Below are 25598 nucleotides of genomic sequence, written 5' to 3' on the forward strand. Positions count from 1 at the left end.
CGTGAACAATCAAAGCGTCGGAGATCACGGTTTGACGCCGTTGCAGAAAAAAACCCGAGCCGTTTCTCAACGCCTCGGGTCATTTCTGAGCGGGTGTTCGCGACAGCGCTTAATTTCGCGCGGCGGCGAACAACCGATCTTCTCGTGGCAGCAGCGCACGGAGCGCTTTGAGGCATTTGTAATGCTGCCCCGCAATAACCGATGTTGTCGCTTCTTCGAGATGATGCCGACTGTCAGGGTCGGTAAACACTTGGCTCAACTCTTCGATCTGACGCAGCAGAGGAAGTTTAAGTTCCTCTGGATCCGTATCGCCGGACAGGATCAATTGCACTGCATAGCAGACACGCCGCACCGGGGTTTTCGCCTCTTCCGGGTGAATTGCGTCACGCAGACGAAGAATATTTGCGCCCGGCGTGATGATCGACAATCGACTACGACGATCACCATTTTCGATCACAGCGCCATTCACCAACACCCTTTCCTTCGGACTAAGTTTCAGAACAAGTCCGCTCATGTTACTTTTCCTTCGTGTTGAAGACCGCCAAGGATGGCTGCGTTGATCTCCAGCAATGCGACCGCGTTGTCTTCGTTCTTGAGAACCTTGCGCGTGTGCTGCACCGTGAATTCTGCAAGATAAAAGATACGCGCCTTCAAATCGTCAGGCAGACCGTTTTGAGGGGACGCGACATCTGCGGCCAGCGTATTCCAAAGCAGACGGTTCTCATGCATCGCTTCGATGAGCTTGCGTCTGTCTTTGGATTGGATCGCGCTTTTCAGGCGATGCGTAATTCTTGCGATAACCTGAAACTCGACACTTCTCGGCGTACGAACCGTTTCAGCAGTCGAGGCGTAGGCGCGATGCGCCATTGTTGCTGTAGACACTTTTTGAACCACCTTGCCATTTTACTCATTACTCCAGACGTGCCGGAGGCGCGGAATGATGCGCCCCCGGCATCAATATTACTGGAACAGCTGCAGGATGGTCTGCGGCGACGAGTTGGCGATAGAGAGCGCCTGAACACCGAGCTGCTGTTGCGTTTGCAGCGCCTGCAAGCGTGCAGAGGCCGCTTCCATGTCTGCGTCGACCAGTGAGCCGATCCCGGACTTCATTGCGTCCATCACCTGATTCACGAACTCGGTCTGATCCTCGATCCGGCTGGCGGAGGCACCCAAAGCCGCGGCTGCATCAACCGCTGTCTGGATATGGGCTTCGATGTTCGCGATCGAAGCTTCCGCAGCGGAAGAAGAGCTGACGTCGATGTCGCTCAGATCAAGGTTCGATGTGAAGTCGACGGCGGTCACGGTAATGTTCGCCGCAGTCACCGCACCAGAGCTATCCCGGTCGATCGAGGACAGAACCGTCAGATCCACACCATCGTCATTCAGCAGGTTGAAGCCGTTGAACTGCGACGCCGCGATGATGGAGGTCACCTGGTTGGACAGTTCTGTGACGTCGTTGCCCAGTTTGGTGTAATCGACGTTTTCACCGGTCGCCGCGACGACTTTCTCTTTGATGTCGTTCAGCAGATCAGTGATCTGTTCCGCACCGGCGAGAGCAACCGCCAGGGTGGAGTCACCCAGAGCAAGCGAGTCAGCTACCGATTTGAAACCGGATACGTCGGATTCCATCACCTTGGAGATCGCCCAAATGGATGCGTTATCCTTGGCGCCGGAGATGTCTTTACCGGTCGAAATCGCGTTTTGCGTATGCGCAAGATCGCTGTTGATGCCCCGCAGAGTTTGCAGGGCTGTCATTGCGCTTCGGTTTGTCAGGATACTCGACATTAGATTTTCCTTCAGTCTATGGCACTTTAGCCAGTTTTATCCCGCCCACTTAGAGACGGACCAAAGGTCTTTCTGACCATTGCAGTGATCGGTGTCCCGACCTTGCGCCACCCGGTGTTTCCGAATGCAGGCGCAACATGCACGGAAAGTTGCTAATGTAGTCCTAAGCCCTTCTCCCGACGTTCATACGATTTGAGTTAAATCCGCGTCACGCCCGCTTCTCGACAGAAGGCGCCGTCTCGGCCTCAATCCGATTCTTGTGTCCGCGTTGGTCATAGGTATCGAAGGTCTTTCGAGCCTGCCGAATTTCGCCCAGCTTCTTCGCGACGGACCGGATGCCTTTGAGTGCCTGTTCCAGCAACGCTTGATTCCGCACGACCTTGTCGTTGACGGGCGACAGCTGGCCAATCTGATCGACATCCGCCTCGCCCAAACGATGGATCAGGTCTTCTTTTTCAGTCACGATATTCTGCAGCTCTTCAAGCTTGCCGCTCAGAAGTGCTTCGCGTTCGACATCGAGAAGTGCATCAAGTTGCCGGATCAGCGCGTCGTGGTCATTGTGCATTTTGTCGCTCCTTCAATGCATCGAAAATCGTTTCGGCAAGACCGATCCCGCCAGCCTCAACCATCGCCTCGGCCTGCGCCTGTACAAGGAACGAAGAAAACTGGTCTTCGCCCGCCCCGCCACCAAACGCGCTTGGGGTCTGACCAAGGCCTGCGGATTTCAGCATTTCCGCCAGAAAGGTTGCCTCCAACTTCTCTGCGGCGCGCTTCAATGCAACGTCGCCCGTCGATTTGGGGGCTGTCAGCCCAGTCAGATTCGAAGGTATGTCCATGTTCGCGGTCCAGAAAATTGTCGGTACTTTGCTGAAATAATCACGGACAGGTAAAAATATCGGTAACCTGTTGTGGGCTAAAAGCGTGCCGTGGAAGAATTCCCGGAGCGAATGACCGTGACAGTACCTTTTCTTGCGACAGTTCTTACCGACACTGCAAAGCCCGGCGCGGCCTCATCAGAGGTGACCGGAAAACCGAATGTTCAATCCGACATTGCCGGTGAGGACATGACGGACTTTGCCAGCCTCTTGCAGGATCAGGTCGAAATGTCCGACGGCGAGATGCCGCAAACCGCGGAGGAAACCCTGCAAGAAGACGCTGCTGTTGATGGTGATACGGCAGATGACACCACGCTGCATGGCGACGCCGGACTTGAGGCAGCGATGACTGAGCCGTCTCGGCGGAAGGTCACGATCCCGGATCTGCCAAAGCCGAAAGCGGATCAAATGTCCGCCACGATGGAAACCGGCAGCGTGACAGCCAGTGACGACGCCCAACCCGGGGCGGTCGATGCGGATTTTTCCCAGCTCTCGGAAACTCCGGACGCAGTTCCATCAGGGATCACGACCGGACACGCACAGCCCACCGGTGACGCGCGTTTGAATTCCGCCACCGTAGATGAAGTGAAGGCCGCAAGCATCCCCGAGACCGTTAAACCGCAGAGTCCCGGGAATACCGTCAACTCGGCGACCAAAACGGGCACAATCGCCGCCCCAAATACCTTAGAAATCCCGGATAATGATGCGCCGGCCTTGGCGCGCTCCGTAGATGCCGAAGTTGCGGAGCCGGGTAAGACCTTGCGCACAGAAACGGCGCCGCCGGTGACTGTAAAAGCGGCAGGCGAAGGGCAGGTCGTTCTTCCCGCAGAACATCGCATGACGGCGAAACAAGTACAGGCCATGCAGATACCGCGCGCTGAAGCCGCCGCACAGGCGCTTCCAGACGCGCAAACCACACCCTCTGCGGACTCTCCGAAAGCCGCGACCAATATCGCCAACGCCCCGCAAATGACCCCCGCAGCCTATGCCCAGCCCAGCCCGATGGTTCTGCAAAACCGCGAGATGCGCGTGCAGGCCCAAGCGGCGGAAAAACTGCTCGACCTTGATGGCGATCTGGAAACGCTGCGTTTCGATTCGCCAACATCGTCGGCATCGCAAACCAGCGTATCGTCCGCGTCCAGCGCGTTGCAGCGGGCGGAACTTCCACGCGCCGTCGCCTTGCAGATACAAAATGCTGCACGAAACATGACGGACAAAACAATCGAAATCGCCCTGAACCCGCAGGAGCTGGGCAAGGTACGCCTGTCGATTGCCACAGGCGAAACCGGCGTTACGCTGACTGTGCTTGCCGAGCGACCGGAAACGATCGAATTGATGCGGCGCAACGCTGACACGCTGGCGCAAGAGCTTGCCGATCTCGGGTTTGAACACATCGACCTAGCCTTCGGGCAAGGCGATTCCGCCGAGTCACACATGGACAACAACCCCGATGGGCAAGACTCCGGGGCTGCGCTCGATTGGTCCGATGATGACATGCTCAATCCCGCCCCTGCCGAGGCCGCGCCCGCCGCGCGTCCCATCATTTCCGCCGACGGGCGGGTAGATATCCGGGTCTGACCCGCAGCACATATGCGGCGGTACGCCACCCGTCCGCCCAAGAAGGAGTTCCCCTATGGACGCAGTTACGCAAACATCCAACACGAGTTCGGCCCTCACCACCAGCGCATCGACCAGCGTCACGGCCAATACCGAAGCCTCTTCGGTCATATCCTCGGATTTCGAGACATTCCTGCAAATGCTGACAGCGCAGGCCCGTTATCAGGATCCGCTGGAACCCCTCGATTCGTCCGAGTATTCTGGGCAGCTTGCGCAGTTCTCGACAGTCGAACAGCAAGTTCTGACGAATGATCTGTTGTCGGCACTTGTGAGCCAAATGGGCGGCTCCGAGATGGCGCAAGTCGCTGGATGGATCGGGATGGAGGCCCGCACATCAACACCGGCTTATTTCGACGGCACGCCAATTGATGTCGTGTCGAAACCCGTGACCGGCGCGGATGAGGTGAACCTGCTGGTCCTGGATGCGACCGGGGATGTGGTGCAGCGCGTGCCGATGTCCCTTGCTGCGGACACCTATACCTGGGACGGCCTTGATGATGATGGCGAACAAATGAACGCCGGGCTTTATTCCTTCAAGATCGAAAGCCTGTCGAACGAACAGGTTCTGGCGACCAGCATTGCCGATACCTACACGCGCGTGACAGAGGCCCGCACTGAAAACGGGATCACCAAGTTGATCCTGAATGGGGGCACCTCGGTTGAGGCCTCTGCAATCACGGCACTGCGCGAGGCGGCCTGACCCCGGCCTACACCCAGCGGTCTGCGGCCATCAAACCAAGATAGGCCGGGACCATCATCGCGCGTCGGAAGCGGCCAAGTGGGAACTTGGATGGCGCGCTTTGCAACACCTCGGGGCGTTGATCGTTGCCAAGCATGGCGCGGGCAGCAAGCGCCCCGCTATAGCTGCCCATCGCCACGCCGTTCCCGTGAAACGCCAGCGCCGTCCACAGGCCACCACGCCCCGCGACCGGCCCGACAATCGGAAGCAGACCGGCGGACAGGCAGACCATGCCGGACCAGTAATGGGTCAATTCCACGCCCGCCCATTCGGGAAACATCCGCGCGAAATCGCGTGTAATCCGAAGCCGCGCCCGGTTTTCGGCGGAATGGGAAGCGCCCAGCCCGCCGCGCATTCCAAACAGCATTCGATTATCCGGCATCAGGCGAAAATAGTGCAGCAGCGCACGGCTGTCATAGCACATTTGCCGCGAGGTCCATCCTTGGCGCGCCAATTCGTCCTGCGTCAGGGGCCGGGTTACGACCACACTGGACTGCGCCGGCATGTAGCGACCGGCGAGGGAGGGCGGAATGTCTTCGCTGCTATAGCCGTTGGTCGCCACCAAAGCCTGCTCGGCCATCACCGTTCCGGCACCTGTCTGCAACCGCCATCCCGTGCCGACCTTCTCCATTCCCGTGACCGGCGCATCTGAAAAGACGCGCGCGCCCTTGGCCAAGACGGCGCGAAGCAGACCCGCCAAGTATTTTCGCGGGTTCAGACCGAAACCAATCGGTATCGTGATGCCGCCGTGAAAACCCGCGTTCAGTCCGCGCCCGGCCAGATCGCCACGCGAATGCACATCCGCTGTCACACCGTAGTTTTCTTCGACGCTTGCGGCGTCTTCCTCGATCCCTCGCATTCGGGAAGGTTTATGTGCCAGCAGGGTCTCGCCCTGGGAATGAGTATCGGCGTCGATCTGGTGATCGGAGAGCAAACCCGCCACATGCGCCACTGCGGCCTGTTCCGCGCCGCGCCATTCCAGACGGGCCTGCTTGCCAAACCGCCGATCCAGGTCGGCGTCAGACAGCTTTGAGCCACCAAGACAGCAGAACCCGCCATTGCGACCAGACGCGCCCCAACCGGGGGCTTTCGCGTCCAGCACAACAACATCCACCCCCGCCGCAGCCAGTTCCAGCGCCGCGTTCAGACCGGTGAATCCTGCGCCGATAATGGCCACATCGCAGCGCAGATCGCCTGCGGGCACAGGGGTGCCGGGCAAAGCACATGTCGTCGTCCACCAGCAATCATCCCGTGGCTGATCGCCATAGACATAGCCGGGAAAGATACGCCTCATGTGGTGCGCGCTGCGGCCTGAGTTTCTTGCTGGCGGCGCAGGCTTGCGTGTTTCGAGGCAAGCGAGGCCGAGATCACGCCGACCGTCACAAGGCCAATCAGGATGCTGGACAGCGCGTTGATTTCGGGGCTGACCCCAAGCCGGACGGAAGACCAGATTTTCATCGGCAGCGTCGTGGCGGAAGGACCGGATGCGAAAGAGGCGATCACGAGATCGTCCAGCGACAGGGTGAAAGCCAGCAGCCAGCCGGAAATCACCGCCGGCGCGATGATCGGCAGGGTCACAAGGCGGAAGGCATCGAAGGGGGACGCGCCAAGGTCAAGCGCCGCCTCTTCCAGCGAGCGGTCGAAGCTCATCAACCGGGACGAAACGACAACCGACACATAGCACATCGAAAAGGTCGTATGCGCCAGCACGATCGTCAGCACGCCGCGGTCCAACCCGATCCCGATGAACAGCAGCAGCAACGACAGGCCGGTGATCACCTCTGGCATCACAAGCGGCGCATAGATCATGCCCGAAAACAGCGTGCGGCCAAAGAACCGCCCGCCTCGCACCAGCACATAGGCCGCCATCGTTCCCAGCACAGTCGCGATGGTCGATGAGATGACCGCCACGCGCAACGTGACCCAAGCGGCATCCAGGAACTGTTCGTTGCGCAGAAGCTCACCGTACCATTTGGTAGAGAACCCCGCCCAGACCGTGACGAGCTTGGACGCATTGAAGCTGTAGATCACGAGGATCAGCATCGGGATATAGAGAAAGGCGAATCCCAGCGTAAGGGAGACCACGTTGAACCGGCTGAGGCGCGTCATCGATCCGCCTCCGCCTGTTTTTGCTGGTTCAGCTGGAACAACACGATGGGGATGATCAAGATCAGCAGCAGGATGACTGCCACGGCGCTTGCCACGGGCCAGTCGCGGTTGTTGAAGAACTCTTCGAACAGCACCTTACCGATCATCAGCGTGCCCGATCCGCCCAGCAGCGACGGGATCACGAATTCGCCCAGCGCCGGGATGAAGACAAGCAGGCACCCGGCAATAACGCCGCCGCGTGACAGGGGAAACGTCACCAGCCAGAACGCCGAAAGGCGCGAGCAGCCAAGATCCTCTGCCGCTTCGATCAGCGAGCCGTCCATCCGGTCCAGCGCGGCATAAATCGGCAGGATCATAAACGGCAGATAGGTATAGACGATACCGATATAGACCGCCGCCGCCGTGTTCAGGATTGTCAGCGGCGCGGATATCAGCCCGGTCCACAGCAGGAACTGGTTCAGAAAACCTTCGGTCGAGAGGATGCCGATCCATGCGTAGACGCGGATCAGGAACGAGGTCCAGAATGGCAGGATCACCAGCATCATCAGCGTCGGGCGCCATTCCTCGGGCGCGCGGGCCATGCCATAGGCCATCGGGTAGCCCACCAGCAGCGTCAGCACCGTCGCGATGGCCGCGATTTTCAGTGAGGACAGATAGGCCTTCCAGTATAGGTCATCCTCGGTCAGGAAGACGTAATTTTCGAAGTCGAAGGCCCGGATCATCTCGGCCAGACCGTCTTTCAGCGTCGGGGTGTAAGGCGGAATGGCGATGGCGATATCCGACAGCGACATCTTGAAGACAATCGCGAAAGGCACGAGGAACAGCGCCAGCAGCCACGCATAGGGCACCGCAATGAGGGCCGCGCGCCGCATTATCGCGCGCTCCCGGCCAGCGGCGCTGTCTTACGTGCGGAGGAGTGATCGGCAGGCAGCTTCATTGATCCAGCAGCACCCCGGCGGTGAAGGTCCAGCTGATCCAGACCTTGTCTTCCCACGTGATGTCGCGGCGCGACAGACGCCGGGTATTGGCGATTTGCGCCTTGACCACCTGGCCGCCCGGCAGGCGCACGTGATAGGTCGAGAGATTGCCAAGATAGGCGATGTCCAGAACTTCGCCGCTGAGCAAATTGTCGACCCCTTCGGGCTTTTCCTTGTGGATGGCGACCTTTTCCGGCCGGATCGCAAGATGGGCCGATTGCCCATCGGTAAAGGGCCTGTCCGACCGGGCGGTAATGGGTGCCTGATCGGGCGCGTAATGCAGGGCAAAGCTGTTTTCGCCATTGGCGGTGAGGGTTCCGTCCAGAATGTTCACATCGCCGATGAAGTCCGCGACATAGACGGAATTGGGCACCTCATAAATCCGGTCGGGCGTATCCACCTGCATGATCTTGCCCTCGTCCATCACCGCGATGCGGGAAGCGACGGTCATCGCTTCTTCCTGATCGTGTGTCACGATGACAAAGGTGGTGCCGGTCTTTTCCTGAATATCCATCAGCTCGAACTGCGTGTCCTCGCGCAGCTTGGCGTCCAGCGCGCCCAGCGGCTCGTCCAACAGCAGCAATTTCGGTGCTTTTGCCAGTGACCGGGCCAGCGCCACACGTTGCCGCTGCCCTCCGGAAATCTGGTGCGGCTTGCGGCGGGCAAATTTTTGCAGCCGCGTGAGTTTGAGCATGTCCTCGACCCGCGCGGCGATGGCCGCCTTGTCCTTGCCCTCGCGGCGCAGACCAAAGGCGATGTTTTCCCAGACCGACAGGTGCGGAAACAGCGCGTAGGATTGGAACATCATGTTGACCGCACGCTTGTTCGGCGGCACCGCAGCGATATCGCGTCCGGCCAGTTCGATCCGGCCCTGCGTCGGTTCCTCGAACCCGGCAAGCATCCGCATCATTGTCGTCTTGCCGCAGCCGGACGGGCCGAGAAGGGCAAAGAATTCACGTTCAAAGATATCCAGCGTCAGATCGTCGATGGCCGTGAAGTCACCGAAGCTTTTGGTGACGTTCTGAAAGCGGATCAGCGGCTTTGCGTCGGGATCGGCCCATGGCGCGAAAACAGGAGTGTTCAAGGAAGCGTCCCAAAAGAAATGGGCGGCCCGCAATCAGGCCGCCCGGTTGAACTTAGGTGCCGGACTTGATCTTGGTCCAGAGCCGGGTCAGAGACCGTTGATCTTTCGCGCCCCATGAAGTCACCGTGAACAGATTGTCCAGCGCGGCCTCGTCAGGATAGATCGCGGTGTCGTCGATCACGTCTTCGATCAGGTATTCCTGGCTCGCGAGGTTGCCGTTGGCATAATAGACGTAGTTCGACGCAGCGGCCATGTTCTGCGCGTCCATGATGAAGTTCAGGAATTTATGCGCGCCTTCCGGGTTCGGTGCGTCTGCCGGAATTGCCATCTGGTCGAACCACATCAACGCGCCTTCCTTGGCGGCGTTATAGACGATTTCGACACCGTTCTCGGCCTCATCCGCGCGGTCACGCGCTTGCAGCACGTCGCCGGACCAGCCGACTGCCACGCAGATATCACCATTGGCCAGCGCATTGATGTATTCCGACGAATGGAACTTCTGCACATAGGGGCGGACAGCCATCAGGACCTCTTCCGCCTTGGCCAGCGCCTCTTTGCTTTTGCCATCCGGGTCTTCGCCCGCATATGCCAGCGCGGCCGGGATCAGTTCGGTCGGCGCATCAAGGAAATGCACGCCGCATTCCGCGAGCTTTTCCATATTCGCCGGATCGAAGATCAGCGCGAGGGAATCGATCGGGGCGTCCTCGCCCAGAACCTCTTTCACCTTGCCGACATTCACGCCCAGCCCGGTGGTGCCCCACATGTAGTTGATCGAATAAGCGTTGTCCGGGTCATAGGCCGCGGTCCGCGCTTCGATCACATCCCACATGTTTTCCAGATTCGGCAGTTGCGCCGGGTCCAGCTTCTGGAAAACACCAGCCTGGATCTGGCGGCTCAGAAAGGTGCCGGTGGGAACCACGATGTCGTAACCGGACGAACCGGCCAGCATCTTCGTCTCCAGCACTTCGTTGCTGTCGAACACGTCATAGATCAGGTCGATCCCGGTCTCTTCTTCGAACTTCGTCAGAAGCTCTTCGTCGATATAGTCGGACCAGTTGTAGACTCTGACCTCTTCCGCCGTAGCAACCGTTGCGGTCAGTGCCAGTGCGGACATGCCCAGTTTGAGTGCGTGCATTTCATACTCCTTGTAGAATGCGCCGTTATCCCCTTGTTCACGCGACTTGAGCAAGTTTTACCGCTGGTAACAAGCGGATTTGCGTGGAATTGTGCCCCAAGACCCCCCTTATGGTTTGCGAAAGGCGAAATCATGAACAAGATCACCAATCACTTGCCGACTGCCGAGTTGCAGGCGCTTGATGCGGCCCACCATATGCACCCGTTTTCCTGCAATGATGAAATCGCGAAGAAGGGGGCGCGGGTCATCACACGGGCCGATGGGGTATTTCTGACAGATAGCGACGGGAATGAGATTCTCGACGCGATGGCCGGGCTTTGGTGTGTGAATATCGGCTATGGCCGCGACGAACTGGCCGAGGCCGCCGCCCGCCAGATGCGCGAACTGCCCTATTACAACACGTTCTTCCAAACCACGACGGCCCCCACCATCGCTTTGGCGCAAAAGCTGGCAGAGCTTGCGCCGGGCGATCTGAATCACGTGTTCTTCGGCAATTCCGGCTCGGACGCGAATGACACCAATATCCGCCTCGTGCGCACCTATTGGGCGTGGAAGGGTCAGCCGGAACGGACGATCATCGTCGCGCGCAAGAACGCCTATCACGGGTCCTCTGTCGGGTCAGGCAGCTTGGGCGGCATGGCCTATATGCATGATGTGAACTCCATGCCGATTCCGGACATCGTGCATATCGACCAACCCCATTGGTGGGCCGAAGGCGGGGACAGCACGCCCGAGGAGTTCGGCTTGCAGACTGCGCGCGCGCTCGAGGCCGTGATCGAAGAACATGGCGCAGAGCGTATCGCCGCCTTCATCGGTGAGCCGATCCAAGGCGCAGGCGGTGTCATCATCCCGCCCGAAACCTATTGGCCGGAAATTCAACGCATCTGCCGCAAGTACGACATTCTGCTGATCGCGGACGAGGTCATCTGCGGCTTCGGGCGCACCGGCAACTGGTTCGGATCGCAGACCCTTGGGATCGAACCGGATGTGATGACCGTCGCCAAGGGCTTGTCCTCGGGCTATCAGCCGATCAGCGCCTCCATCGTGTCGGACAAGGTGGCGAAGGTCATGGATGGCAGCGATTTCTTCCACGGCTATACCTATTCCGGTCACCCTGTTGCCTGCGCTGTGGCGTTGGAAAACCTCCGCATCCTTGAGGACGAGAATATCATCGACCATGTGCGGAACGTGGCCGCGCCCGCGATGAAGGCCGCGTGGGAAAGCCTGTCCGATCATCCGATTGTCGGCGACACACGGATCGAAGGGCTGATGGGCTCTCTCGCCCTGACGCCGGACAAGACGACCCGTGCGAAATTCGCCACGCCCGAAGGCACAGTCGGGCTGATTTGCCGGGAAAACAGCTTCGCGAATAATTTGGTGATGCGCCATGTGGGTGATCGGATGGTGATTTCCCCGCCGCTTGTCATCACCCCGGACGAGATCAAGATATTGATCACCCGCGCGCGCAAAGCGCTGGACGACACATATGCGCATCTCAAGGCCAACGACATGCTGAAATCCGCCGCCCCCGGAACGGCGAGCATGAAAGCCAAGAACTTCTAAGACAGCAGACCGGCGCGCGGCGTGGCAATGGCCCCACGCGCGCCGCATCGCACTGCGGCAAGGCAGACTTGCAAAAACGGCATGGGTCCTCCCATTGCTGCGCTCGCCCTTATCGTTTATCGACGATGAACGAAAGGACGCGACTCGATGACCGATTCCGATCTGCAAATTTCCGAACTCGGCAAGGCATTGGCGCACCCCGCGCGGATCAAGATTCTGCGCCTGTTGCAGAAAACGCCGGGTTGCATCGGCGGTGATATCGTGGGGGCCGTCGGACTTGCCCAGTCCACCGTGTCAGAACATCTGCGCATCCTCAAATCCGCGGGATTGATCCGCGGCGATATTTCCGGCCCGCGCATTTGCTATGCGCTCAACCCCGAAGGGCTGGCCCCCCTTGGCGCCTTCATCGGCACGCTGGACGCGCCCGAAGACGACACCTGCTGGACACCAGACACCTCGAAAGAGACATAAGGGAAACGCATGAGTCTGTTCGAAAGATATCTCTCGCTTTGGGTCGCGCTTGCAATTGTCGCGGGCCTTGCCCTTGGGCAATTCGCGCCCGCGCTGGTCGGGTTCCTCGCCGGTCTGGAATACGGGTCGGTCAATTTCGTCATTGCCGTGCTGATCTGGGCGATGGTCTATCCGATGATGGTCGCGGTGGATTTCAGCGCGTTGAAGCGGGTGCATGAGCGGCCAAAGGGGTTGATCATCACGCTCGCCGTCAATTGGCTGATCAAGCCTTTCACCATGGCCGCGCTTGGCGTCCTGTTCTTCGAATATGTCTTTGCCCCATCCATCGAACCCGGAACGGCGGGTCAGTATATCGCGGGGATGATCCTTCTGGGGGCCGCGCCCTGTACTGCGATGGTGTTCGTGTGGTCACAGCTGACCAAGGGCGATCCGAACTATACGCTGGCACAGGTCGCGCTGAATGACGCCATCATGGTCTTTGCCTTTGCGCCGATTGTCGCGCTGTTGCTTGGATTTACCGACATTTCCGTGCCGTGGACCACGCTGCTGCTTTCTGTCGGGCTGTATGTGGTGATCCCGCTCGCCGCCGGCATCGTGACGCGCCTGCGGATGACGCGGGGGACCAGATCCAAGGCCGAAGCCGACGCCACCGTGGATCGCTTCACCGCAAAGCTGAAGCCGTTTTCCGTGATTGGCCTGTTGGCGACGGTCGCGCTTCTTTTCGCGTTTCAGGGAGACGTCATCCTGTCACAGCCGGTAGTCATCGTGATGATCGCAATCCCGCTTTTGATCCAATCCTATGGCATTTTTGCCGTGGCCTATTGGGCGGCGCGGGCCTGGCGCGTTCCGCATAAAGTCGCCGCGCCCTGCGCCATGATCGGCACATCGAACTTCTTTGAACTGGCCGTGGCGGTGGCGATCGGGTTGTTCGGCCTGAACTCCATCGCTGCGCTGGTGACCGTGGTCGGCGTTCTGGTCGAGGTGCCGGTGATGTTGTCGCTCGTCTGGTTCGCCAATCGCACCCGGCACTGGTTCCCTACCGAAGAAAGCGCGATTGGCGCGAGCCGCCCGGAAAAGCGGGCCTAGCGCAGCGCGTTCAGCACGCGGAGCGAGGCATAGCCATCCGGCAACCGTCCCGTAGCTTGCTGCCAGCGCCGCACGGCCGAAATGGTGAGCGGGCCAATCTTGCCGTCCACCTTTTCGGTATCGAAACCGGCGGCGATCAGACGTTCCTGCAATTCGATCCGCTCATCATAGGTCAGGGCCCGGTCGCCTTCGGGCCACTGGCCTTGAATCGGCGGTCCGCCCAGAATGCGGTCGCCCAAGTGACCGACACCGATCACATAGGCATCCGCTGAATTGTACCGTTCCAGGACGGCGAAGTTGTCAAAGATCATGAAGGCCGCGCCCGACGCTCCGGCGGGCAGCAGGATCGCCGCAGGGCCATAATCGGGCACTTGCCGCCCGGTCTCGTCACGAATTCCGAGCACGCCCCAATCAGAGGGTGACTTGATGATCTTCCGGTCGGCCAGCGCATAATCGAAGCCGGGCGGAAGTCGCACTTCGACACCCCATGGCTGCCCCTTGGTCCAGCCGTTCGCCTTCAGGTACGCGGCGGTAGAGGCAAGCGCATCCGCCGGATCATCGCCCCAGATGTCGCGTTTGCCGTCGCCGGTGAAATCCACCGCATGTTCCAGATATGAGGTCGGCATGAATTGCGTATGCCCCATCGCCCCGGCCCAGCTTCCCTTCATGTTGGAAGGCACGGTATCGCCGCTTTGCAGGATGCGCAGGGCCGCGATGAGCTGCGTTTCGAAAAACTCCGAACGGCGGGCATCGAATGCCAGCGTCGCCAAAGAGTTCAGCGTGCTGTCAGAGCCACGAAACGCGCCGAACGCGCTTTCCAGCCCCCAGATCGCTACGACGATCTGACGATCGACGCCGTATTTCTCTTCGATCTGCTTGAGGGTCTCCGCGTGCTGTTCCAACGCCGCGCGGCCATTGGCGATCCGCGTGTCACTGACTGCGGTGGTGAGATATTCCCAGATCGTCTTGGTGAACTCGGACTGGTTCCGATCACGCCGCACGACGTCCGGGTCGTATTGAACATCCGCCAGCGCCGCATCCAGCACTTTCGGTGTGATCCCCTGCGCCTCTGCCCGAAGACGGAAATCCTCGATCCAACGCTCGAATGCAATTTCCTTGGGGTCTTTGGGGGGCGCTACGACCTTCGGCGGGCTCACGGGGGCCGGTTCGGCAGCCTCAACAGGCGCAGGGTCTGCCTCGTCTTCGCTGGCCGTGACGGCCACGGCGGGCCGGGAGCGTGGGCGGACCTGCGCCACCTCATCGGCGGCAACCTGTGGATCGCCGCGCAGAATAGGCCGTTTGGACTCGCTCAAGGGCGCACTGGTGACCTGCGTTACACTCATTCCAAGGGCCAAAGCCCATACAATCAACCGCATCATTGCCTCAACCATTCTCGTTTTGCCCATGATACTCGGCGCTGCGAGGCAGACCAAGATGCAATCATGTGCTGACATGGTCCGACGCGGTTTGCCGCAAGCGCGCGATATGCTCGCGCAGCATCGACACGCGTCGTGGGCGAAAACTGTCCTCCAGCACCGACAGATCGGACATGCGGTCCAACCGGAAGCTGCGATAGTCCTGCCGCAGCAAGCACCACGCCAGCAACACGTTGGACGCTTCGAGATAGACAATACCCAACGGCCAGACCGTGCGCCGGGTCTTGTCCCCCTTGGCATCCAGATAGGAAAACGCCACCGCCTGTTCCGCCCACGTGGCCGCACGCAGGGTCGCCGCGTCGATGCCGGGCGGGGGCGGGCGCACATAGCGTCGAGCATCCAGAACCGCGTGTTCCAGACGATGCGCCTGCCGCTGTGGCACCCGCGACGTGATCTTGGCCAACGCGGATCGGGCCGCCTTCGCCAAGGCAGGGTCCGCGATCACCGACACTTCGCGCAGGCCAAGGACCAGCGCCTCCAACTCGTCATCCTCAAAGGCAAGCGGCGGCAGGCTGGCATCCTCGACCAGCGTATAGCCGAACCCGGCCTCCCCATCGATCACCGCGCCAAGGCCGCGCAGGGCATCAATGTCGCGGTACACCGTGCGGATCGAGATATCGAGCTCCTGCCCCAGCACATCCGCCGTCACTGGCGGCTCTGCGCTGCGCAAAACAGTCATCAGTTGAAACAGCCGTTCGGTGCGTGACATCTGCTTGTCCTCGAACCTCTTGCCAGAAACTGACAGCAGGTTCCGCCATACGTTGATGCAAAGCAAGAAAGGAATGCGGCGGGATCAGTGTCATGCGTCGGCCAAGCGCCTTTGCAGACTGCATCCGCACTGCCATGATACCCATATGCCCCATCCAACGCCTCCGCCCGATGTCAAAGCCGCGATTGATGCCGCCCCGGCACGGGCGCAGGCAGGGCTGTGGGCTCTGCGAGGTCTGATCCTCGACACGGCGCGCACCTTGCCCGAAATCGGCCCGGTGACAGAGTGTTTGAAATGGGGCCAGCCGTCTTTCACGACGCCAGTCACCAAGTCCGGATCGACGCTGCGGATCGGGTGCCCGAAAGCGGGCGGTTTCGCGCTTTTTGCCCATTGTCAGACGACGATCATCTCTGACTTCGTGTCGGCCTTCCCCGGTCTCGACCGGGTCGATGGCAATCGCGCTATCCTGTTCGATGATCCCGCACAGATCGAACCAGCGCGGCATGGACAGCTTGTCGCCCACGCGCTGCGCTATCATCTTTAACGCCTATTTCTGGCGACGCTTGCGTTCCACTTTGCGCTTCGTCTTGTCCTTGCGCCGTTTGGCTTGCGCCGGTTTACGCTTTGCGGATCGGGCACCGCGCCTGTTCGATTTCGGACCGCGCGGCATTGCCGCGTCTTCAAGCTCCAGCAGCTCCAACGCCAGCCCACCGGTCACCGGGGCGGCCTCTGTCAGCCGGACCAGCACGCGTTGACCCAACCGGATTTCGATGCCGGTATCGGCCCCCATCAGGGTGCCGGCCTCGCGGTCGAAGTGGAAATATTCGTGACCCAGATTGCGCATCGGGATCAGCCCATCGGCCCCGGTCTCATCCAGCTTCACAAAGACGCCGAACCGCGCAATGCCGCTGATCCTGCCGCCGAATTCGTTGCCCACACGTTCTGACAGATAAGCCGCAAGATAGCGGTCCGTCGTGTCGCGTTCGGCCATCATCGACCGCCGCTCGGTTTCCGAAATATGGGCCGCCGTCGATTCCAGCCGGTCGATATCATCCGGGCTTAGCCCGTCATCGCCCCAACCATGGGCCGTGATCAGCGCGCGGTGCACGATCAAATCCGCATAGCGGCGGATCGGCGAAGTGAAATGCGCGTAAGACTGCAACGCCAGCCCGAAATGCCCGAAATTCTTCGGGCTGTAATAGGCCTGCGTCATCGACCGCAGCGTGGCGAGGTTGATCAATTCCGCCTCATCCGACCCGGCCGCCTGATCGAGCAGATTGTTCAGGTGCTGCGTCTTGAGCACCTGTCCCTTCGCGAGAGAGAACCCCGCCGCCTCTGCCGTGTCGCGCAGGCTTTCCAGTTTTTCTGGCGGCGGCTCTTCGTGCACGCGGAACAGCAGCGGCGATTTCTTGGCGATCAGTGTTTCGGCGGCGCAGACATTGGCGAGCACCATGAATTCTTCGATCAGCCGGTGCGCATCAAGCCGATCCTTGAACGCGACCGTGCGCACCTTGCCATCGTCATCCAGTTCGACACGGCGTTCGGGCAGATCCAGATCAAGCGGCTGACGTTGCTTGCGGGCGGCCACCAGCGCGGCATAAGCCCCGTAAAGCGGGCGCAGAACCGGATCCAGCAAACCCGCCGTGTTGTCATTCGGTGTGCCGTCAATCGCGGCCTGCACTTCCTCGTAATTCAGCGAGGCGGGCGAGCGCATCAGCCCACGCACGAAGTGATGGCGCAGCTTGCGGCCATGGGCGTCGATCACCATGCGCACCGCGATACAGGCGCGCGGCACCCCTTCATGGAGCGAGCAAAGATCGCCCGACAGCCGGTCCGGCAGCATCGGTACGACGCGGTCCGGGAAATAGGAGGAATTGCCGCGCTTGCGGGCCTCCCGGTCCAGTGCCGAGCCGGGCGTCACATAGCCCGCAACATCGGCAATCGCGACCCAGATTATGAAGCCACCTTCATTCTTTGGATCATCATCGGGATAGGCGCAGCAGGCATCATCATGGTCGCGGGCGTCGCTTGGGTCGATTGTGACCAGCGGCATATCCCGCAGGTCTTCGCGCCCGGACAGGCCAAGCGGCTTGGCACGGTCGGCCTCTGCAATCGCTTCATCGGGGAAATCGTCCGGGATGCCGTGCTGGTGGATCGCAATAAGGGAAACGGCGCGCGGCTCTGTCGGATCGCCCAGACGCGCGACGATCCGCGCGCGCGGCAAACCCATCCGGGCCTTGGGGCCGGCCTGCTCGGCCTCGACCAGCTCGCCGTCCTTGGCCCCGTGAGTCGCCCCTTCGGCGACCTGCCATTCAAGGTCAGAACCCTTGTCGATAGGCAGGACACGCCCGCCCTCGCTGCCCTTGCGGAAGATGCCCAGAATACGGCGCGGATTGCTGCCGATCCGGCGGATCAGTCGCGCTTCGTAATTTACGTCGCCCTCGGTGATGGCGGTCAGCCGGGCAAGAATACGGTCGCCTTCACCCAGCGCCGGGTCAGAGGCACGCGGGATCAGGATCACTTTGGGCTCCACCCCTTCGCCATGCCATTCCAGCGGGCGGGCGAACAAATCCCCATCTATGCCGGGCGCCAGAACCTGAAGGATACTGACAGGCGGGAGCCGGTCCGGATCACGATAGGTCTTTTTGCGTTTTTCGAGATGCCCCTCGGCCTCAAGCTCCTTGAGAACACGCTTGAGATCGATCCGCGCGGCACCCTTGATGTTGAATGCCTTGGCGATATCGCGCTTGGAGGTCTGTGTGGGGTTCTCCGTTATCCATTGAAGGACTTCGGCCTTGGTGGGGATCCTGCTCATAGCGTTTGCGTAGCACGGGGCACGGCGGAGGTCATGGCCAAATCGTGCTTGGTATCCACGTCGCGCAGCCGATCGACGTAAGCAATGCTGTGTCCATCCAGTGTCGCCACCGTATCTGTCAGCGCGTGTTCGGTGCTCCACCTCACTTCCGCGAAAAGCTGCGGCGGAACCGCCCGCCTTCGCCGCAGACCGACAAGCCAATAGCCGCCATCCATTGCCGGGCCGAATACCGCATCCGCCGCGCCAAGCGCCTTGAAGGCGCGTGCGATCTGCGGTTTGCCGATACCGGGAATGTCCGCACCGATCACACAAACCGGACCGGGCGGTGCGGATCGCAGTTGCCGGCCCATACGGTCGCCCAGCGACCCGGTGCCCTGTGCGCGGCGCGCCATGCCTTCCGGCCAAAAGCGGCTTTGCAGCCCGATCCGGTCGGGGCTGACGGCAAGGACGATCTGCCAGCGGGGATCACGCAAACGATGGATCAGCGACCGCGTCTGGTGCCGGAACCACCATGTCGCCGGAATAGGTCCGATCCCCGCCGCCAACCGCGTCTTGACCCGGCCCGGACGCGGTTCCTTCACCATGATGACGAGTGTTGGACGCTTCATCGGATCGGGTCAGGCGGCGAAATAGTCACGCAGGATACGCGCATAGATCGCCTTGAGCTGAACGATATGATCCACCGCCACATGCTCATCGACCTTGTGCATGGACTGGCCCACCAGCCCGAATTCCACCACAGGGCAATGGTTCTTCACGAAACGCGCGTCGGATGTACCGCCAGAGGTGGAAAGCTCTGGCACGACGCCGGTTTCCGCTTCGACCGCTGTGGCGACGAGTTGTGACAACGCGCCCGGCGGGGTCAGAAAACTCTCGCCCGAGATTTTGATCCGCGTGTCGATTGTGACCCCGAACGCCTCTGCCACTTGCGCGGCCTCATCGGTCAGCCAATCGGACAGGCTGGCACCGCTATGGGCATCGTTGAACCGGATATTCACCGTGCCAGAGCAGCGCGCCGGGATCACATTTGTCGCGGGGTTGCCGGTATCCATCGTCACAATCGCGAGGGTGGAGGCATCGAAATGCTCTGTGCCGCGATCCACTTCGTGACTGGCGAGCCGGTCCATCAGCCGTGCCAGTGCGGGCAGCGGATTGCGCGCCCGGTGCGGATAGGCCGAATGCCCCTGCACCCCGGTCACCTCGAACCACGCCGTCATGGAGCCGCGCCGCCCGATCTTGATCATTTCGCCCATGGTCGTGGGGCAGGTCGGTTCGCCGACAAGGCAGACCGACATCTGTTCGGCCTCCGCATGCATGTGATCCAGCAGCGCGCAGGTTCCGTCCACCGCGTCGCCTTCTTCATCGCCGGTGATGGTGATCACGATGGCCCCGTCCGGCGGAGCGGTCTGCACCAGATCGATTGCCGCCGCGACAAAGGCCGCGACCCCGGATTTCATATCGGTGGCCCCACGCCCATAAAGAACGCCATCGACAATCTCGGCCCCGAAGGGCGGGTGCGTCCAGGCGGCCTCATCCCCGATGGGCACCACATCCGTGTGCCCGTTGAACCCGAAGCTGCGCGGATGCCCCTTGTCCCCCCACCGCGCGAAAAGGTTTCGCACATTGCCCCGGTCGGCCCAGCGACATTCGAACCCCGCCGCTGTCAGGCGCGCCTGCAGCAATTGCAGCGCCCCGCCTTCTTCCGGCGTGACCGAGGCGCAGCGGACAAGCTCCGCGGTCAATTCTACGGGGTCGGTTTGGGACATGGATCGCTCCTTTGCTGTGGGCCTGCCCAGATTTGTGGCGAAAATGGCGCGTCCGCAAGGTGATATGGTGAACAGGCGCTTAACAGGCGCGACCGATGCGTGTAATTTCAACGCAATAATACAGACCCGAGGCAGGTCACACGCAGATCGCGGCACACAAAAAACAAGCCGCAACACTCATTCCGTCTCCGCCCTTCGTGGTGGGCGTGTGCGCTGTCTCGTGCAGGATACGAGGTAGATCATGGTTGCTTCAAGCTTGCCGATAAACCAGAACGCGACCGCCCTGCTGATGGCGGAAACGATCTTTGGCGACGACGTTACGATCACCGGCGCTTCCTATAACGGGGATTTCCGTAGCTCTGGTGTGTACAGCAATGGCGATACGGTCACGCCCGGCGTGACACCCAGCGATCAGGGCGTGATCCTGTCGACGGGCTTCGTGTCCGACTTCACGAATAGTTCCGGGCAGGAAAACCAAAGCAACAGCACCAGTTCCAACACGACTGGCGGGAACAACATAGCTGACTTCAATGCGGCGGCCGGTGCGCGTACCTATGATGCGGCCTATCTGGACGTCGATTTCGTGCCGACGGGCGATCTGCTGACGATGCAGTTCGTGTTCGCGTCCGAGGAATACCCAGAGTTCCAAAGCTCGGTCTATCAGGATTTCGTGGGTGTCTGGATCAATGGCACATTGGTCGAGATCGATGTCGGCAACGGCGACACGGACCCGGGAAACATCAATTCCGGTGAAAACTCGAACCTCTATATCGATAACAGCAATGACGCCTTCAACACCGAGATGGATGGCTTCACTGTCACGATGACGCTGACGGTCCCGGTCAATGCGGGTTCGGTCAACTCCATCCGGATCGGCATCGCGGATGTGGCTGACAGCACTTATGACTCCGCGCTTTTGATCGCTGCGGATTCTGCGCAAACGACGCTGGCTGCACTGACGGACGAGACCTCTGTCTATCCGAACGGCTCCAAGACGCTGGATGTGCTGGCCAACGATACCTACAGCGGGACCGGCACGCTGAGCATTACCCATATCAACGGCGTCTCCGTCACGGCAGGAAGCACCGTCACGCTGCCATCCGGGTCCATGGTGACGCTGAATGCGGACGGAACGCTGACGGTCACGGGCGATGGCGATACCGAGGATTACAACTTCACCTACAAGGTGACTGACGGCACGATCACGGATACCGGGATCGTGAATGTCGATCAGGTGCCTTGCTTTGTTGCCGGTACGCTGATCGCCACGCCGCAGGGCGATGTTCCGGTCGAAACCCTGTCCCCCGGCGATCTGGTTCTGACAAAGGATCACGGGGCCCAGCCCTTGCGCTGGATCGGCACGCGCCAAGTCGCGGCAGAGGGTCCGTTTGCCCCTATCCTGATCCGGGCAAAGACGTTTGGCGCGCATCGCGACGTGCTGCTGTCGCCGCTGCACCGCGTGCTGATCCGGGACGAGATGGCAGAGCTTCTTTTCGGCGAGGATGAGGTTCTGGTCGCGGCGCGCGATCTGGTGAACGACGCGACGGTCCTGCGCCAACCCGGCGGCGAGGTGACGTATGTTCATCTGCTGTTCGACCAGCATCAGGTTGTGTTCTCCGAAGGGTTGGCGACGGAAAGCTTTCTGCCCGGCCCCCAGACCAGCGCGAGTTTCGATCAGGAAACCTTGCAGGAAATCTGCGCCCTGTTCCCGGAACTCGATCCGGCCACGGGGCAAGGCTATGGCCCGGCGGCGCGGCGCAGTCTTCGCCGATATGAGGCCGAGTTGCTGATGCATGAAAGCGCAGTGGCATGACCTGGCTCGCCCTCGCTGATCGGACTGCGAAACGGTTCTGTCAGCGCGGGTTGGGATTGGACCGCAAAGAGGGTTCGGCCTGCACGCCCGGTCAGGGCGGCACCATGCTGCGCGGCACGTTGGTGATCGAAGCGGACACGCCCAATGCGATGGGGGCCGATAGCCTTGTCGAAAGCGCTACCTCCTCCGGGCACATCAAAAGCCTGTTCCGGTTGAGCTTTCTTCCCGGCGGCGGCGTTGCGCTGATGATGGCGCAGGGCGCAGAACAACGCCGCGCCGTGGTTCGCATCGAAAGCCGAACGCGCGTGGATACGCTGCGCATCGCCTATTCCTGGGACCATGATCGCAATTTGGCGCGTCTGTCAGTTGAACGCCCGGGCGGGCTGCGGTTCTTGGCGCAGGGCATCGAAGACCCGTTGCCTGTATCGCTTGAGGATATGCACGACCTGCTGATGGGGCAGGACACCTTGTCGCCCGCGATCCGGTTCGCGGCGCTGTCGTCGCAGGTGGAACCCTTGGGCCCGACGCCCACGCTTGGCCTTGATACGCCGGTCGATACCCCGTTCGGGACGGTTCCGGCAGGCAGTTTGCGCCGGGGCGACACGGTGATCAGTTCGGGTGGTGATGCGGTGCCCGTCTTGTTTGCCCTGCGCCGCCGTGTGCCAGCGCGCGGCAGCTTTCGCCCCTTGCGCCTGCGCGCACCGTATTTCGGACTGACGCAGGATGTCACCGTGGCCGCATCGCAGCGGCTTATCCTGTCGGGCTGCGATGTCGAATACACGTTCGGACAAGAAGCCGTGCTGGTTCCGGCAGGCCACGCCGCAAATGGAACCGTCGCCACCGAAGGCGCGCAGGGACCGGTGGCAGAATATGTGCAACTGCTTCTGCCAAGCCACGATCCCGTTCTATGCGCCGGCGCATTGTTCGAAAGCCTGTATGTCGGCCGCCTCAGACGGCATCGCACCGAGCTTGCCGCATCGATCCTGCGTGACTTGCCGCGCAGCAAACTGCCCGAACATGCAAAGCCGATCTATCCGGTGCCCAGCGCCTTCGAGGCGATCACCTTGGCGGCAGACCGTGCGGCGTGATTATTCGGGCGTGTCGTAAAACGGCGTGACCTGCGCGACGATCACGGCGTTTTCCTCAAGCGCGCGCTGCATCAAGGCCCGCTCGTCCTCTTCGATCTCATGGCCTTGGGCCAAGCGTTCTTCCACCGTGCCATGCCCGGTGACATCCAGCGGCGCCATGTCGGCCTGCTTCAGGATTGCCACGGTCTCGCGCACGGCCTCGGCCTCGTCGACGCCGCCTGCATAGCAGATCAGCCCCGCGCCGGTGGCCTTGTCGGGAAGGCCATCGCCTTCTTTGCGTCCGACCTGCACGAGCAGGGTAAACACCTGCTGCGCGCTTTTCTTTTTCTTGACTGGTTTATCCTGTGCCATGCGCCCGGCTTATGAGGCCCCGGAAACGGGATCAAGCCCCTTCCGTGTTTACGGCCGGGATTCCAAGGCCGGGCACGAGGTCAGGATCAGTACCGGGGTCAGGAGGTCGTCGCCGCCTTCAGGGCTGTATCCATCAGCGCCTTGATTTCCGCCTCGGCGGTGCCAGCCACGATGCGGCCCAGTTCCGCATCGCCCTTCAGGACAAGCAGGGTAGAGCGGCGCGGGATGTTGCGCGATGTGGTCACGGGCGCGGATTTGTAATCGTCCCAATCGACATTCACGAAGACGATATTGGCGTCATAATCGGGGTTCTGCGACCGCAGCGCGTCGATCACACGGGCCTGACGGGCGCACGTGCCGCACCATGTGGCCGAATAATCGACGAAGACGGTTTTGCCCTCTGCCAGCGCCGTCTGGATCGGGTCGCTGTCGTCGAACTGGATCATGCTGTCCGATGCAAAGGCCAACGCCGGGGCAACGGCAGCAAGAAGGGAGGCGGTCAAAAAGGTACGTCGTTGCATGTCGTTCTCCTTAGAACATAACAGAAAGGTCGGTGAGCCAGTACGGCAGGGTGCGTACCGCCCAAGCTTCGATGATGTGATGGACGCGGAACAGGATCATCAGCCCGACCGCGATAAAGACGACACCAAGGATCGTCTTGGATTTGGCGGCGATGCCGCGCAGTGCTTGCGCCCGCGAACGGATCAGCTCCTGCCCGCCAAGACCGATCCCAAGGATCAGCGTCGACACACCGGCAGAGAAGAAGATCATGATCAGAAGCGCCCAAAGCAGGCTTTCGCCTTGGCTGGCCAGCGCGATGGCCCCGCCCAGCGTCGGCCCGATGCAGGGGCTCCAGACCGCGCCAAGAAGCAAGCCGCCCAGGAACTGCCCGCCCAGCCCCTGCGCGCCCGACTGCATCAACGTGCTGTCCGCCTTGGACGACACACCGGCAAGCGCGGTTTCAAAACGCCCGGACAATGCCGGGACCAGCATGATCAGCCCGAACAGCAGCATGGCAACGCCGCCGGCATTGGCCAAGACATCCTCGGTCAGGCCAATGGCGCGCCCGAAGGTCGCCACGACCATGCCGAAGGTCACGAAAGACAGGCTCATCCCCGCCGCCAGGGCGATGGGGCCGCGGCGGTCGGCATTGAGCGCCGTTGCCAGCACGATGGGCAGCACCGGCAGTACACAGGGATTGATCAGGGTCAGCAGCCCGGCGAGATATGCGAAGAACAGGTCCATGACCCAGCTTCTACATCGGGCGGTCACGCGGCAGAAATGACAAGTCCCTGCCGCGTTGTAACGTTGCTGTCAGCGTTTGTAACCTTAGTCGCGCAGCAATTCGTTGATACCCGTTTTGGAACGGGTCTTTTCATCCACGCGCTTCACGATGACCGCGCAGTACAGATTGATGTTGTTCTTGGACGGCATCGACCCGGCAACCACCACCGAATAGGGCGGCACTTCGCCATACATGACCTCGCCGGTTTCACGGTCGACGATCTTGGTCGACTGACCGATGAACACACCCATGCCAAGCACAGACCCTTCGCGCACGATGCAGCCTTCGACCACTTCCGATCGCGCACCGATAAAGCAGTTGTCTTCGATGATCGTCGGGCCAGCCTGCATCGGCTCCAACACGCCGCCAATACCGACGCCGCCGGACAGGTGTACGTTCTTGCCGATCTGCGCGCAGGAGCCGACCGTCGCCCATGTATCGACCATCGTGCCTTCGTCGACATATGCGCCAAGGTTTGTGAAGGACGGCATCAGCACCACGCCCGGTGCGATATAGGCGGATTTACGAACCACCGCGTTGGGGACCGCCCGGAAGCCAGCGGCTTTCCATTCGCTTTCGCCCCAGCCCTTGAACTTGCTATCGACCTTGTCCCACCAGCCCGAGCCTTGCGGACCGCCGGATTGTTCTTCCATATCCTTGATGCGGAAGCCCAGAAGCACGGCCTTCTTGGCCCATTGGTTCACGTGCCAGTCGCCGTTTTCACGACGTTCGGCCACGCGCAGCGCGCCACTGTCGAGCGCATTCAACGTGTCTTCGATTGCCTCGCGGGTCTCGCCCGTGGTGGCGGATGTGATCGTGTCACGCACCTCCCATGCGGCTTCGATCGCGGTTTCAAGCTGTGCATTGGACATGTGGGCAGTCTCCCTGACTTCG

At 60.9% G+C, this 25598-nt stretch carries 27 protein-coding genes; 8 read left to right on the forward strand and 19 right to left on the reverse strand.

Annotated elements, in window-relative coordinates; all coding sequences use genetic code 11:
- Positions 1–109: 109 nt before the first annotated feature.
- From flbT to E4Z66_RS16010, 5 genes are all read right to left on the reverse strand, one after another.
- A complete protein-coding gene (gene flbT / locus E4Z66_RS15990) occupies positions 110–514 on the reverse strand; it encodes a flagellar biosynthesis repressor FlbT (RefSeq protein ID WP_136464051.1) in 405 nt (134 codons plus the stop codon).
- Positions 511–867 carry a flagellar biosynthesis regulator FlaF gene (flaF, locus tag E4Z66_RS15995; protein WP_246036048.1) on the reverse strand — a complete coding sequence of 119 codons (357 nt, stop codon included), beginning with the start codon at positions 865–867 and terminating at the stop codon, positions 511–513. The genes flbT and flaF overlap by 4 nt, the downstream gene beginning before the upstream one ends.
- A gap of 93 nt (positions 868–960) precedes the next feature.
- Complete coding sequence (locus E4Z66_RS16000; protein WP_136464053.1) at positions 961–1785, reverse strand: flagellin N-terminal helical domain-containing protein; 825 nt, start codon at positions 1783–1785, stop codon at positions 961–963.
- A 208-nt stretch (positions 1786–1993) separates the two neighbouring features.
- On the reverse strand, positions 1994–2350 hold the full coding sequence (locus E4Z66_RS16005) for a flagellar protein FlgN (RefSeq protein WP_136464054.1): 357 nt from the start codon (positions 2348–2350) through the stop codon (positions 1994–1996).
- Positions 2340–2621 (reverse strand): rod-binding protein, encoded by a 282-nt coding sequence (locus E4Z66_RS16010; protein WP_136464055.1) that lies wholly within the window; start codon positions 2619–2621, stop codon positions 2340–2342. Before E4Z66_RS16010 ends, E4Z66_RS16005 begins: the two co-directional genes overlap by 11 nt.
- 117 nt (positions 2622–2738) lie before the next feature.
- Between E4Z66_RS16010 and E4Z66_RS16015 the strand changes: the two genes are divergently transcribed.
- Positions 2739–4238, forward strand: a complete 1500-nt coding sequence (locus tag E4Z66_RS16015; protein ID WP_168797823.1) for a flagellar hook-length control protein FliK — start codon at positions 2739–2741, stop codon at positions 4236–4238.
- Between the two features lie 55 nt (positions 4239–4293).
- The gene (locus E4Z66_RS16020; RefSeq protein WP_136464057.1) at positions 4294–4977 is read left to right on the forward strand and encodes a flagellar hook capping FlgD N-terminal domain-containing protein; all 684 of its coding nucleotides are present in this window, start codon (positions 4294–4296) and stop codon (positions 4975–4977) included.
- A 7-nt stretch (positions 4978–4984) separates the two neighbouring features.
- On the opposite strand, the gene E4Z66_RS16025 is transcribed toward E4Z66_RS16020, so the two are convergent.
- From E4Z66_RS16025 to E4Z66_RS16045, 5 genes are all read right to left on the reverse strand, one after another.
- Positions 4985–6310, reverse strand: a complete 1326-nt coding sequence (locus tag E4Z66_RS16025; protein ID WP_136464058.1) for an NAD(P)/FAD-dependent oxidoreductase — start codon at positions 6308–6310, stop codon at positions 4985–4987.
- Positions 6307–7125: an ABC transporter permease subunit gene (locus E4Z66_RS16030; RefSeq protein ID WP_136464059.1), complete on the reverse strand. Its 819-nt coding sequence runs from the start codon at positions 7123–7125 to the stop codon at positions 6307–6309. Before E4Z66_RS16030 ends, E4Z66_RS16025 begins: the two co-directional genes overlap by 4 nt.
- Positions 7122–7997, reverse strand: a complete 876-nt coding sequence (locus E4Z66_RS16035) for an ABC transporter permease subunit (RefSeq protein ID WP_136464060.1) — start codon at positions 7995–7997, stop codon at positions 7122–7124. Before E4Z66_RS16035 ends, E4Z66_RS16030 begins: the two co-directional genes overlap by 4 nt.
- 61 nt (positions 7998–8058) lie before the next feature.
- A complete protein-coding gene (locus E4Z66_RS16040; RefSeq protein WP_136464061.1) occupies positions 8059–9186 on the reverse strand; it encodes an ABC transporter ATP-binding protein in 1128 nt (375 codons plus the stop codon).
- A 52-nt stretch (positions 9187–9238) separates the two neighbouring features.
- Positions 9239–10321, reverse strand: coding sequence for a polyamine ABC transporter substrate-binding protein (locus E4Z66_RS16045; protein ID WP_136464062.1), 1083 nt, complete (start codon positions 10319–10321; stop codon positions 9239–9241).
- 132 nt (positions 10322–10453) lie between these two features.
- Between E4Z66_RS16045 and E4Z66_RS16050 the strand changes: the two genes are divergently transcribed.
- The 3 genes from E4Z66_RS16050 (at position 10454) to arsB (ending at position 13441) form a co-directional block, all read left to right on the forward strand.
- Positions 10454–11884 carry an aspartate aminotransferase family protein gene (locus E4Z66_RS16050; protein WP_136464063.1) on the forward strand — a complete coding sequence of 477 codons (1431 nt, stop codon included), beginning with the start codon at positions 10454–10456 and terminating at the stop codon, positions 11882–11884.
- A gap of 147 nt (positions 11885–12031) precedes the next feature.
- Positions 12032–12355, forward strand: coding sequence for an ArsR/SmtB family transcription factor (locus tag E4Z66_RS16055; protein WP_136464064.1), 324 nt, complete (start codon positions 12032–12034; stop codon positions 12353–12355).
- Positions 12356–12364: 9 nt separating this feature from the next.
- Positions 12365–13441, forward strand: a complete 1077-nt coding sequence (arsB, locus tag E4Z66_RS16060; protein WP_136464065.1) for an ACR3 family arsenite efflux transporter — start codon at positions 12365–12367, stop codon at positions 13439–13441.
- Here the strand turns inward: arsB and E4Z66_RS16065 are convergent.
- Both E4Z66_RS16065 and E4Z66_RS16070 read right to left on the reverse strand, forming a co-directional pair.
- Complete coding sequence (locus tag E4Z66_RS16065; RefSeq protein WP_425456153.1) at positions 13438–14817, reverse strand: lytic murein transglycosylase; 1380 nt, start codon at positions 14815–14817, stop codon at positions 13438–13440. The genes arsB and E4Z66_RS16065 overlap by 4 nt on opposite strands.
- A gap of 64 nt (positions 14818–14881) precedes the next feature.
- On the reverse strand, positions 14882–15586 hold the full coding sequence (locus E4Z66_RS16070; RefSeq protein WP_136464067.1) for a helix-turn-helix transcriptional regulator: 705 nt from the start codon (positions 15584–15586) through the stop codon (positions 14882–14884).
- Between the two features lie 145 nt (positions 15587–15731).
- Between E4Z66_RS16070 and E4Z66_RS16075 the strand changes: the two genes are divergently transcribed.
- Positions 15732–16130 (forward strand): DUF1801 domain-containing protein, encoded by a 399-nt coding sequence (locus E4Z66_RS16075; protein WP_168797824.1) that lies wholly within the window; start codon positions 15732–15734, stop codon positions 16128–16130.
- A gap of 3 nt (positions 16131–16133) precedes the next feature.
- On the opposite strand, the gene rnr is transcribed toward E4Z66_RS16075, so the two are convergent.
- The 3 genes from rnr to dapE are packed head-to-tail and all read right to left on the reverse strand — an operon-like array spanning position 16134 to position 20167.
- Complete coding sequence (gene rnr / locus E4Z66_RS16080) at positions 16134–18401, reverse strand: ribonuclease R (protein ID WP_136464068.1); 2268 nt, start codon at positions 18399–18401, stop codon at positions 16134–16136.
- A complete protein-coding gene (locus tag E4Z66_RS16085) occupies positions 18398–19009 on the reverse strand; it encodes a TIGR04282 family arsenosugar biosynthesis glycosyltransferase (protein ID WP_136464069.1) in 612 nt (203 codons plus the stop codon). Before E4Z66_RS16085 ends, rnr begins: the two co-directional genes overlap by 4 nt.
- 9 nt (positions 19010–19018) lie before the next feature.
- The gene (gene dapE / locus E4Z66_RS16090) at positions 19019–20167 is read right to left on the reverse strand and encodes a succinyl-diaminopimelate desuccinylase (RefSeq protein WP_136464070.1); all 1149 of its coding nucleotides are present in this window, start codon (positions 20165–20167) and stop codon (positions 19019–19021) included.
- A gap of 241 nt (positions 20168–20408) precedes the next feature.
- Between dapE and E4Z66_RS16095 the strand changes: the two genes are divergently transcribed.
- The gene (locus E4Z66_RS16095) at positions 20409–21980 is read left to right on the forward strand and encodes a Hint domain-containing protein (RefSeq protein WP_136464071.1); all 1572 of its coding nucleotides are present in this window, start codon (positions 20409–20411) and stop codon (positions 21978–21980) included.
- Positions 21977–23068 (forward strand): Hint domain-containing protein, encoded by a 1092-nt coding sequence (locus tag E4Z66_RS16100; RefSeq protein WP_136464072.1) that lies wholly within the window; start codon positions 21977–21979, stop codon positions 23066–23068. Before E4Z66_RS16095 ends, E4Z66_RS16100 begins: the two co-directional genes overlap by 4 nt.
- On the opposite strand, the gene E4Z66_RS16105 is transcribed toward E4Z66_RS16100, so the two are convergent.
- From E4Z66_RS16105 to dapD, 4 genes are all read right to left on the reverse strand, one after another.
- Positions 23069–23419 (reverse strand): hypothetical protein, encoded by a 351-nt coding sequence (locus tag E4Z66_RS16105; RefSeq protein WP_136464073.1) that lies wholly within the window; start codon positions 23417–23419, stop codon positions 23069–23071.
- 98 nt (positions 23420–23517) lie between these two features.
- Complete coding sequence (locus E4Z66_RS16110) at positions 23518–23940, reverse strand: thioredoxin family protein (RefSeq protein WP_136464074.1); 423 nt, start codon at positions 23938–23940, stop codon at positions 23518–23520.
- Between the two features lie 10 nt (positions 23941–23950).
- Positions 23951–24664: a cytochrome c biogenesis CcdA family protein gene (locus E4Z66_RS16115; protein WP_136464075.1), complete on the reverse strand. Its 714-nt coding sequence runs from the start codon at positions 24662–24664 to the stop codon at positions 23951–23953.
- 84 nt (positions 24665–24748) lie between these two features.
- Complete coding sequence (dapD, locus tag E4Z66_RS16120; protein ID WP_136464076.1) at positions 24749–25576, reverse strand: 2,3,4,5-tetrahydropyridine-2,6-dicarboxylate N-succinyltransferase; 828 nt, start codon at positions 25574–25576, stop codon at positions 24749–24751.
- Between the last annotated feature and the right edge of the window lie 22 nt (positions 25577–25598).

Source organism: Aliishimia ponticola, from assembly GCF_004803475.1.
In the GTDB taxonomy this organism is placed as follows: domain Bacteria; phylum Pseudomonadota; class Alphaproteobacteria; order Rhodobacterales; family Rhodobacteraceae; genus Aliishimia; species Aliishimia ponticola.

What these genes read in the sequence shown, in the direction of transcription:
- flbT (WP_136464051.1), bottom strand. Translation starts at nt 514, where the DNA reads ATGAGCGGACTTGTTCTGAAACTTAGTCCGAAGGAAAGGGTGTTGGTG.
- flaF (WP_246036048.1), bottom strand. Translation starts at nt 867, where the DNA reads ATGGCGCATCGCGCCTACGCCTCGACTGCTGAAACGGTTCGTACGCCG.
- E4Z66_RS16000 (WP_136464053.1), bottom strand. Translation starts at nt 1,785, where the DNA reads ATGTCGAGTATCCTGACAAACCGAAGCGCAATGACAGCCCTGCAAACT.
- E4Z66_RS16005 (WP_136464054.1), bottom strand. Translation starts at nt 2,350, where the DNA reads ATGCACAATGACCACGACGCGCTGATCCGGCAACTTGATGCACTTCTC.
- E4Z66_RS16010 (WP_136464055.1), bottom strand. Translation starts at nt 2,621, where the DNA reads ATGGACATACCTTCGAATCTGACTGGGCTGACAGCCCCCAAATCGACG.
- E4Z66_RS16020 (WP_136464057.1), top strand. Translation starts at nt 4,294, where the DNA reads ATGGACGCAGTTACGCAAACATCCAACACGAGTTCGGCCCTCACCACC.
- E4Z66_RS16025 (WP_136464058.1), bottom strand. Translation starts at nt 6,310, where the DNA reads ATGAGGCGTATCTTTCCCGGCTATGTCTATGGCGATCAGCCACGGGAT.
- E4Z66_RS16030 (WP_136464059.1), bottom strand. Translation starts at nt 7,125, where the DNA reads ATGACGCGCCTCAGCCGGTTCAACGTGGTCTCCCTTACGCTGGGATTC.
- E4Z66_RS16035 (WP_136464060.1), bottom strand. Translation starts at nt 7,997, where the DNA reads ATGCGGCGCGCGGCCCTCATTGCGGTGCCCTATGCGTGGCTGCTGGCG.
- E4Z66_RS16045 (WP_136464062.1), bottom strand. Translation starts at nt 10,321, where the DNA reads ATGCACGCACTCAAACTGGGCATGTCCGCACTGGCACTGACCGCAACG.
- E4Z66_RS16050 (WP_136464063.1), top strand. Translation starts at nt 10,454, where the DNA reads ATGAACAAGATCACCAATCACTTGCCGACTGCCGAGTTGCAGGCGCTT.
- E4Z66_RS16055 (WP_136464064.1), top strand. Translation starts at nt 12,032, where the DNA reads ATGACCGATTCCGATCTGCAAATTTCCGAACTCGGCAAGGCATTGGCG.
- arsB (WP_136464065.1), top strand. Translation starts at nt 12,365, where the DNA reads ATGAGTCTGTTCGAAAGATATCTCTCGCTTTGGGTCGCGCTTGCAATT.
- E4Z66_RS16065 (WP_425456153.1), bottom strand. Translation starts at nt 14,817, where the DNA reads ATGCGGTTGATTGTATGGGCTTTGGCCCTTGGAATGAGTGTAACGCAG.
- E4Z66_RS16070 (WP_136464067.1), bottom strand. Translation starts at nt 15,586, where the DNA reads ATGTCACGCACCGAACGGCTGTTTCAACTGATGACTGTTTTGCGCAGC.
- E4Z66_RS16075 (WP_168797824.1), top strand. Translation starts at nt 15,732, where the DNA reads ATGCCCCATCCAACGCCTCCGCCCGATGTCAAAGCCGCGATTGATGCC.
- rnr (WP_136464068.1), bottom strand. Translation starts at nt 18,401, where the DNA reads ATGAGCAGGATCCCCACCAAGGCCGAAGTCCTTCAATGGATAACGGAG.
- E4Z66_RS16085 (WP_136464069.1), bottom strand. Translation starts at nt 19,009, where the DNA reads ATGAAGCGTCCAACACTCGTCATCATGGTGAAGGAACCGCGTCCGGGC.
- dapE (WP_136464070.1), bottom strand. Translation starts at nt 20,167, where the DNA reads ATGTCCCAAACCGACCCCGTAGAATTGACCGCGGAGCTTGTCCGCTGC.
- E4Z66_RS16095 (WP_136464071.1), top strand. Translation starts at nt 20,409, where the DNA reads ATGGTTGCTTCAAGCTTGCCGATAAACCAGAACGCGACCGCCCTGCTG.
- E4Z66_RS16100 (WP_136464072.1), top strand. Translation starts at nt 21,977, where the DNA reads ATGACCTGGCTCGCCCTCGCTGATCGGACTGCGAAACGGTTCTGTCAG.
- E4Z66_RS16105 (WP_136464073.1), bottom strand. Translation starts at nt 23,419, where the DNA reads ATGGCACAGGATAAACCAGTCAAGAAAAAGAAAAGCGCGCAGCAGGTG.
- E4Z66_RS16110 (WP_136464074.1), bottom strand. Translation starts at nt 23,940, where the DNA reads ATGCAACGACGTACCTTTTTGACCGCCTCCCTTCTTGCTGCCGTTGCC.
- E4Z66_RS16115 (WP_136464075.1), bottom strand. Translation starts at nt 24,664, where the DNA reads ATGGACCTGTTCTTCGCATATCTCGCCGGGCTGCTGACCCTGATCAAT.
- dapD (WP_136464076.1), bottom strand. Translation starts at nt 25,576, where the DNA reads ATGTCCAATGCACAGCTTGAAACCGCGATCGAAGCCGCATGGGAGGTG.